This is a genomic window from Carbonatibacter coralli (assembly GCF_039592655.1).
Taxonomy (GTDB): Bacteria; Pseudomonadota; Alphaproteobacteria; order Kiloniellales; family Kiloniellaceae; genus Carbonatibacter; species Carbonatibacter coralli.
Genome location: NZ_JBBUTJ010000008.1, coordinates 90,365 through 96,460, shown reverse-complemented (window position 1 = coordinate 96,460; position 6,096 = coordinate 90,365). Strand labels below are relative to the sequence as shown.

Annotated in this window: 7 protein-coding genes; 1 reads left to right on the top strand and 6 read right to left on the bottom strand. The window is 52.5% G+C overall.

What is annotated here, in order from left to right; genetic code table 11:
* Both AAAH10_RS15035 and AAAH10_RS15030 read right to left on the bottom strand, forming a co-directional pair.
* Nucleotides 1–962 (bottom strand): hypothetical protein (locus AAAH10_RS15035; RefSeq protein ID WP_343565050.1); only part of this gene is annotated, 962 nt, incomplete at its 3' end.
* Nucleotides 963–1,248: 286 nt separating this feature from the next.
* Nucleotides 1,249–2,175: an OmpA family protein gene (locus AAAH10_RS15030; protein WP_343565048.1), complete on the bottom strand. Its 927-nt coding sequence runs from the start codon at nt 2,173–2,175 to the stop codon at nt 1,249–1,251.
* Nucleotides 2,176–2,679: 504 nt separating this feature from the next.
* On the opposite strand from AAAH10_RS15030, the gene AAAH10_RS15025 reads away from it, so the two are divergent.
* Nucleotides 2,680–3,279: a trypsin-like serine peptidase gene (locus AAAH10_RS15025; protein WP_343565046.1), complete on the top strand. Its 600-nt coding sequence runs from the start codon at nt 2,680–2,682 to the stop codon at nt 3,277–3,279.
* Nucleotides 3,280–3,358: 79 nt separating this feature from the next.
* Here the strand turns inward: AAAH10_RS15025 and AAAH10_RS15020 are convergent, their stop codons facing one another.
* The 4 genes from AAAH10_RS15020 to panB form a co-directional block, all read right to left on the bottom strand.
* Nucleotides 3,359–4,354, bottom strand: a complete 996-nt coding sequence (locus AAAH10_RS15020) for a hypothetical protein (RefSeq protein WP_343565044.1) — start codon at nt 4,352–4,354, stop codon at nt 3,359–3,361.
* Nucleotides 4,355–4,490: 136 nt separating this feature from the next.
* The gene (locus AAAH10_RS15015; protein ID WP_343565042.1) at nt 4,491–4,862 is read right to left on the bottom strand and encodes a hypothetical protein; all 372 of its coding nucleotides are present in this window, start codon (nt 4,860–4,862) and stop codon (nt 4,491–4,493) included.
* A 37-nt stretch (nt 4,863–4,899) separates the two neighbouring features.
* Nucleotides 4,900–5,235: a hypothetical protein gene (locus tag AAAH10_RS15010; RefSeq protein ID WP_343565040.1), complete on the bottom strand. Its 336-nt coding sequence runs from the start codon at nt 5,233–5,235 to the stop codon at nt 4,900–4,902.
* A 93-nt stretch (nt 5,236–5,328) separates the two neighbouring features.
* Nucleotides 5,329–6,093, bottom strand: coding sequence for a 3-methyl-2-oxobutanoate hydroxymethyltransferase (gene panB, locus AAAH10_RS15005; RefSeq protein WP_343565038.1), 765 nt, complete (start codon nt 6,091–6,093; stop codon nt 5,329–5,331).
* Nucleotides 6,094–6,096 lie beyond the last annotated feature (3 nt).

Here is a 6,096-nt window from a genome sequence, read left to right as displayed (position 1 = left end):
GACCCAAAGTTTTCAGGCGTGATAATAACAGGCAGGGCAGTCACTTCGAACTCGGGCCCAAAACCACCAACAAACAGACGCGTTGTTCCTGCATCTCCGGAGCCGTCAAAACCTTCAATACCTGCCAGTGTCACAGTATCCAGCGTTTCGTTATCGGCCGGAGCAAAGGTAAAGATCAGCTGCATCGGTGCTGCAACGGCTTCCTGAGAACCCTCAACAAAGGGATTGTCATCAGTGCCGTCATCACCTTCACTGCTCTGGTCGCCATCAAGATCGAGATTCTGGTTTGGCAGGGCATCTTCAAAACCGCCGGCAAAAGTACCGGAAATCCCGGCTCCTTCCAGAGAATCAACCACAGGAACAACGGTCGCGGCAGACAGGAAGCTCAGGGTAAAGACACCTTCGGCAGGATCGGGAACAACCGTTTCAAAGCCGACACCATCCAGCGGGCCACCGTCTGTGCCGTCCAGACCATCCTGGGCATCCAGCAACCCGATAACGCTGCCCAGATCATCGTTGTAGGAGGAACCACCGCCCCCCTGGGGACCGGCAGCAGCACCGGCGGCTGTTTCAAGAGCGGCTTCGGAGGCCAGCGCAATCACCTGCTCGATCAGCTGATCAGCCGGAACTTCAACGCCACCAACAATCAGTGTCGGCATGTTGGCTGCAGAGCTCTCGCTTGCAATCCCGACGAGGTTTTCAAAAACGATGGACCGTTCGGACACACCATCACCATCCTCGTCAAAGGACAGGACAAAGTTTGTTCCATCAACGGACGGCGTCGCGGCATCAGCAGGGAAATCAAGCGAGATTTCCTGCCCCGGAGAAACAGAAACAATCTCCGCTCCTTCGGAAGAGGGAACCGATACGGCCTGGCCAATCAGGGATGCACTCCCTTCCTGACCCGAGAGACCCTCTTCAACTGAAGAAACGCCAGAAACATTGATTTCATTTTTGTCCATCGTCGTGTACTCCGGATTTTGAACCACATACCCCCGGAGTGGTTGCGACAGCGCTTGCATATCAATATCGCGATACCACTCCTATTCTCGAAGATAGTAGGGTTTGCAGATAAAGATCACAAGGAAAAGAACCCCAAAAAACATAGCAATATGTGTTATATTTAAAAAGCTGTATAGATTTACATAGTATGCAAGAGAAAAGACGACAAAAAAGGCGCTCCAAAACGGAGCGCCTTTCGCATATACAAGCTTTCAAAGAAAGCGAAATGTTCCTGTCGAGTTGTTGTTACTCGATAAAGATTTCCACAACGCGGTTGCCCGGTTCACGAACACCGTCTTCTGTCGGGATCAGAGGCTGGTTTTCACCAACAGCATCAGAAACGATACGACCGACATCAATACCTGCATCAGCCATGGCTTCCATCACGATGGACAGACGACGCTGAGAAAGAGCCTGGTTGTAATCAACTGTCCCGGAGCGGTCAGCGTGAGCAACAATGCGCAGTGTCGTGTTCGGGTTCTCGGACGCAGCAACCAGGGCTTCATCCAGGGAAACACGACCGGAGGACGTTGCAACAGTGCTGTCAAAGTTGAAGAACACCAGATAGGCATCAGAGCGTGGATCGAAAGGCTCGACAACCGGCGCAGGCTCGACAACGGCAACCTCGTAAGGCGCAAACTCGGTCAGTTTGAAGTTTGCAACGTTATCAAGTGCAGCCATCGCCTCATCAAAGCGCTGCTTGCAATCACCTGCTGTGGAGGAACGATATTCAGTTGCCTCAATCCAGCAGTCATAGCTGACCTGTGCTTCAGCAGCGAGGTCCGGAGCAACAACAGTCGCACCGCGATCGAACATCTTGTTCATTTCCAGCAGCGCAGCTTCAAACTCAGCAACCTGACCGGCATCAAGGATACGGTCCATCGGAGAATCAGCCTGGACAGCAGAACGGGAACCGGCAGCGCGGGCCTTGTGGTTGAACAGCTCGGCATCGCGGCCATTGCTCGGGAAATCCACATCAGCAGAAAGCTGATTGTAGCCTTCAAACAGCGCATTGCTGAACGCGATACCTTTTGCTTCTTTCTCATGGGCGGAATCTGTATCAAAAAAACCACCAAAGAGAGCATCAAGAGGTCCGGCCTGTGCAGGCAGCACAGCCAATGGCCCAGCTACCAGAAGTGTCGCTGCAACACCTTTTTTAAGAGACTTGATCATTACGTTATGATCCCCAATGTAATCGAATCGAAGAAGCTCGTTGATAAACTAACATTGTTATATCTGATTCAAAGTCAGGGAACAAGTGACTAGAAAATTAAGCAAAATCTTTATAAAGAGCGATTTTACTATAAAAAGCAGACCTGAACGTTAACCGGTTAACCTTTTCTTAAATCCCGTGTCATCAAATCACAGAAATGCCACGCCTTTGACACTTCAGGTGAGCCCTCCTCCCCTGCTAATGAATAGGCATCGCAAAGCTTGGAATATCAGGGTTTTCTCCGATCCCTGAGCTCCTCTGCCTGAAACCTGACTGTCTGAATTTGGATCTGCCTGGTGCCCCTGTTTAAAAGCTCGCTGAAATCTCTGCCTTTCCACCGCCTTTCTGCACAACATCTCTTTCACTTTTCCAAAGTTCTCGCATGTGTGGCTGTCCTGCACACAACAGCAGTCGATTCTGTTGCGGCAAATTCAATCGCCACATCAGACAGGAATTCACAAAGAGTGGACGCTTCCAGCTACCCCTGGAGTTCGATGGGACGCCTGAACATTGGTGGCCAGGGACATTGCACAGCGGTCATGGTTCACAGCGACCGGATGCTGGTCCGGGCACGCTGCCTTTACAATGCTTCAGAAGGCAGGTGGTGGTCTCCTTCCGAACTGTTCTATCAGGCGGGCTATCAAAACGATGAAAGTCTGGCAGGATCTGCAATTTCCGAATACAGCATTCCCGCCAGTTACAATCCGAAAGAACGCACCACACTCTCTTCCGTTATCAAACGCGAACAGGAAGGCTGGGCCATGGTGAAGCTTCAGGAACCCCTGGGTTACAAAACAGGCTGGATGAAGCTGCGTTTCAGTGACAAAGCCAGTGAAGACTATGCCTTTACCGCCGGCTACCGTCCCGGCTTTCCGCATGCCCTGCGCGTTTCAAGCAATTGCAGCAATCCTGTACAGTTCAACAGTGGCAGTTTCCCCTGTTCACGCATGGGAACAGCAGGCGCCCTGCCCAAATTTATCACAACCTTCAAGGGGCTCGCTCTGGTCCTGCCAAAGGCAGCCCGGAAAAACATGAAATCCATGGTGCGTATGCACAACGGGTAACGATGTGCTCCCGGAATAAAAGACAAAAAAGAAAAGCCTTCCGAAAAACGGAAGGCTTTTTTCTATTCGGGAAAGCTGTTCAGGCGCTTTCGCTAAGTCTGGAGCCCAGCGGGTTCTGCGAGCTCGTCTTCAAGGGCAGGGCCTCTCCTTCTATCGGCTGGAACGAAGCCCCCAGTCGCCCGTTTCTGTCAAAAAAACCAAGGGGAACCTGCAGATCAACCCGTAAACGCTGAACGCTGTCACTGACATCTTCGAGTTCACGCGGGACCAAAAGGAACGGAGCAGGTTCATTTTCCCCGCCTTGTTCCCTGGCAACCTCCACGGCTTCATTCAGAAAATCCTCAAGTGCCTTCGAAACGGCATCCTGCCCGCTTTCCACAGCATTTGAAAAGGATTTGCGGCTTTCAATCAACCGATCCAGCACACTCGAGAGCTGCCCGGCGGAAGGCGCCTGCGCAACTGCAACGGTGGTTGTCACTTCAATCTGTGCAGACGTGAAATCAAAGGAAAACTCGCCAGTATCCTTGTTGATATAGATATCAAGCGACTGAAAGGCAGAATAGGCCTGCTCCGTCTCCGCAAAACCCGCTCCGTCCGCTCCCGCATAGGCAACAGAGCTGCTGGAAAAGCGCGCAAAGCTTTGCTCGAATGAAAAGGAAAACTCGCCTTCCGCAGAGGCAATGGCCTCCTTGAGACCGGCAACAAAGGATCTGGCCTTGTTCAAGGCCTCCTCAAACGTCCCCCCCACTTTCGAGAAGACCTCGGCCAGACGTCCGACAATCGCATCAAGGGACTCCCCGATTATCCGCTCGCTAATATCGGCCTGCACCTCTGCAAGCTCCTTTTTGGCCTCTTCGCCCACAGGAACGTTCAGATCTTCAGCGACAAGGTTGTTACCGCTCAGTTGAACCTGATCCCTGGGCACAGGCGTCGGACGACGCTGATTTTGACCAGATACATCGCTTTGCGCAGCAGCATCCGCCGCTGCGGGCTTCCGTTCTGAAAAAGCCTCGCGCAGAGCCTGCAATTGATTTTGAGCATTGTCGAAAAGGCTCGACAGACCGCCGATTGCCATTGGAAAACTCCTCTTCCTGAGAAGGCTGAACCGAATTCAGATGTAAACAGACTACTTGCCTTGTACGAAAGGTAGCACAAAAGCAAAAACGCTGCAATCCGGGGATTGCAGCGTTGTCACCTGAAAACAGCGGGAACTAGGCGTCGCAGAAACGCTCGTCCTCCATCACTGCTGAGAAAACCGCTTCATCTTCGCGCATTTTCACATGGCGTCCGGCGATCACATCATCAACGAAGAGGATAAAGAGGTTCCACTCAAAATCCTTGAGCTTTTCCCCCTGAAGATTATCAACACCGATCTTGATATCCCGTGCCACTTTCTTTTCTGTCGCACGAACGATAGCCTTGCGCTGGGATCCCTTGATGCTGAGCTGGTCACGCACTTCCTGTTCGATCAGTTCCCGGGTGACCGGAAAACCGTATTCCGTTCCCCGGAAAACAAAGCGCGCACTCCAGCTTCCCTCGCCGTTCGGATCAAGATCGGGGCGTTCTTCTGCAAGATCACTCATGGTTGGTTCTATTCCTCGTTTTGAGACAGCAGTTTTATCAATCGTTTTTCTTGCCGGAGCCTGAAGGGCGGCCTGACGGTTTCCCCCTTGGCTTTCCAAAAGGCTTCCCGCCTCTGGAGCCACCAGCCGGACGATTGGGCTGCGGAGCGTTCAAACCATGTTCGTCCCGGTAGGATTCCAGATAGTCTTCCAGCATGTCCGCAAGCAGGGCCGGATCATCCAGGGAATCCCAGATGGCCAGTTCCAGCTCATCATCGTCATCATACCTGACGCCAAAAACGATGAGATCATCAGCCCCGAATTCCTGCAGTTCCTCTTCAAGTCCTTCAAGAAGGCTTTCTTCCTGCCCAGACTGATCTGTCTTGTCTGTCATGCCCTGATCCTTTCAAAGACAGGCGGGAACTCCCGCCCTGTGCTTCCTTTTGGAATGCCCGGAAGATAAAAGCAACGGGATTTTCACAGCCCTCTAGAATTTTCCGGTCCTGACATCGGCTGCATAGTTTTCCGCGGCCTTTGAGATATCCTCGTGAACCCTTGCATACTGACGCACAAAGGAAGGCACATAACCGCTGCCCTGACCAATCATGTCTTCTGTCACGAGCACCTGGCCATCGCAGGAACTTCCGGCCCCGATACCGACAACCGGCACGGAAACAGCATCACAAACCTCCCGGCTCAGGTCCTCATCAACACATTCCAGTACCATGGCAAAGGCACCAGCCTCTTCGACAGCCCTGGCATCAGCAAGGATCTTGTCCCTGTTTTTCTGCTTCACAAAGCCACCGACAACCTGCGCATGCTGGGGCATCAGGCCAACATGACCAAAAACGGGAATACCGCGCTCAACAAGAAAGGCAATGGTTGCAGCCATTTCTGCACCACCTTCAAGTTTCACAGCAGAAGCTCCGGTTTCCTTCATGACACGTGAAGCCGCCTCAAAAGCCTGCTGCGGAGATTGCTGATAGGCTCCAAAGGGAAGATCAACGGCAACAACCGCCCTGTTTGATCCCCTCACAACAGCAGCGCCATGGGCAATCATCATGTCCAGGGTGACCGGCAAGGTTGTATCAAAACCGTACAGAACCATCCCCAGAGAGTCCCCCACCAGCAGGAGATCAACATGATCATCAAGAAGACTGGCAATCTGGGCACTGTACGCCGTCAGGCAAACCAGCGGTCTTTTCTCACTTTTGAAGGAACGAATTGCCGGGCAGGTCAGCCGCTTGGTCATGGG